Source organism: Streptomyces sp. NPDC014727 (genome assembly GCF_043083485.1).
Lineage (GTDB): Bacteria > Actinomycetota > Actinomycetes > Streptomycetales > Streptomycetaceae > Streptomyces.
The window spans coordinates 1-1,984 of sequence record NZ_JBIBYR010000073.1; the positions used below are offsets into that span (position 1 = coordinate 1).

1 protein-coding gene is annotated in these 1,984 nt (G+C 61.2%); it reads right to left on the minus strand.

Annotation, left to right across the window (positions count from 1 at the left end):
• Nucleotides 1–117: 117 nt before the first annotated feature.
• The gene (locus tag ACF1B9_RS37920) at nucleotides 118–1,920 is read right to left on the minus strand and encodes a reverse transcriptase domain-containing protein (RefSeq protein WP_391746960.1); all 1,803 of its coding nucleotides are present in this window, start codon (nucleotides 1,918–1,920) and stop codon (nucleotides 118–120) included.
• Nucleotides 1,921–1,984 lie beyond the last annotated feature (64 nt).

Sequence of the window (1,984 nt, forward strand, 5' to 3'; positions counted from 1 at the left end):
AGGAGGGTGCGGGTAGGGTCGGCCGAGCGGCGAGGTCCCTGCTGGGCAGGGCCTTTTCCGCTCGACCTCCCTCCGAACCGGACGGGCCCGCTTTCCGAGCATCCGGCTCTCCAGTGACTACTGCGTGAGAATTGTGTTTGGCTTCCCTGCGTGGATGCGCTCGTGACAGGGACCGCAGACCACGAGGGTCTTGCGTCGGCGCCTGGCCATGAGATTCATCCAATCGAGGGACGGGGCGTCCAGACGGCTGAGGTCGTTGAGCGACCTGATGTGGTGAACCTCCACCTCACCAGCTTGACCGCAAACATCGCACCGATTTCCCTGAAGTCGACGGATCAACTCCTTGTGGGGATAGGCAGGACCCGCCAGACGGTCAGTCAACTCCGCCGCCTTCTGCCGCTTGAGGGGAATCCCTCCGAACCGTGCTACCAGTTCCTTCCTGTTGTCCCGTGGCATGCGAGCCTCGAAACAGGTGCGCGGTCCGTATGGTGTCTGGATCTTGGCTTTGAAACGGGCCGCCATCTTTGACACCGTGGAGCCGTGCTTTCGCGCCAAGGTCCGGAGCATTGCTGTCTCCATGACCCAGCGCAGCCGGTGAAGCCGGAAGACGTCACCGGCCATCAGGTAGTACTGGACGACACCCCTGTACTCGATGGCGAACTTTCCGACAATGACATGGTCAGATTCATTCACAAGGGAGTTCTGACAAGCGGGTTTTCCGCGCGCCAGAAAGGGTGCCGATTTGGCCTTGATTACGGCGGCAGGCACGTGCAGGACGATCGTCCCGTTGAGGGACCGGCGGTTGCGCCGGTCCGTCGCTGACGGTCGCCGTGTTCTGCGGTCCGTACTTGCCGTCGAGATCTCATAGCCGAGGAATCGAGCCCTGCCCGTTCGGGCATGGGTGATCAGCGTTTTCTCCTGAGACAGTTCCAGCTTGAGGTCTTCACGCAGGAACTGCGCCAGACGCCGTTTGATTTCTTCGGCTTCGGCCTTCGGTCCGACAAATCCGAGGAGAGTGTCATCTGCATATCGCACGTATCGCAGCCTCCGGTAGTCAGGATCGTTGGGATCCTGACTGGGGAGACGGTGCAGCCGCTTGTAGAGAGACCGCACTTCTTCTCGGTCGCCTCTTCGGCGGGCACGTGCGATCGCCGATTCCACACGCCGGTATTCCGTACTGCGTGCACGGAGGCGTCCTCGGTTGTATTCCGGGATCAGTGTCTGCTCGACGTAGGTGTCCAGCTTGTGCAGGTAGATGTTGGACAGGACGGGTGAGGCCACGCCGCCTTGCGGAGCTCCGCTCAGCGTCGCGCGCCATGTCCAGTCCTCCAAGTATCCGGCCGTCAGCATGTTCCGCACCAGCCGCAGGAACCGGCTGTCGTGGACTTTCTCGCTCAGTGTCCGGAGCATGGCCTCATGGTCGAGGCTCCCGAAACAGTCGGCGATGTCGCCCTCGATGAACCAGGTCGTCCCCGTCCAGGTGTTGACCACTTCACGCAGCGCGGTATGGCAACCTTTTCGAGGACGGAATCCGTGGGACCGACCGGAGAAGACCGGCTCGTAATACGCCTCCAACAGGAGTCGCACCACTTCGCCAACCAATTTATCCGACCAGGTAGGTAGGCCGAGAGGCCGAGTCTTCCCAATCTGTTTCTTCGGGATATAGACACGTCTCGCGGGGCGGAAACGATAGCGCTCGTGACGCATCGCATCAATGATGCGATCGATCCGGCCCGTTGACATACCATCCACGGTCTCCTGCGTGACCCCCGGCGTCATCGCCCCCTTGTTGGAGTAGATGCGGCCGTAAGCCAGTAGATACAACTGCGGATTGAACATCTGTCGATATAACTCCTCACACGGCAGACCGCGCCTACCGCGCTCACGCAGGACACCCAGCACCGTTTCGGCGCTCTGCATTTCGCATACCTCCCGACTTCGGGTGTCCGATCATCTGGCCCCCTTCGCCCTATGCGGACGGCTT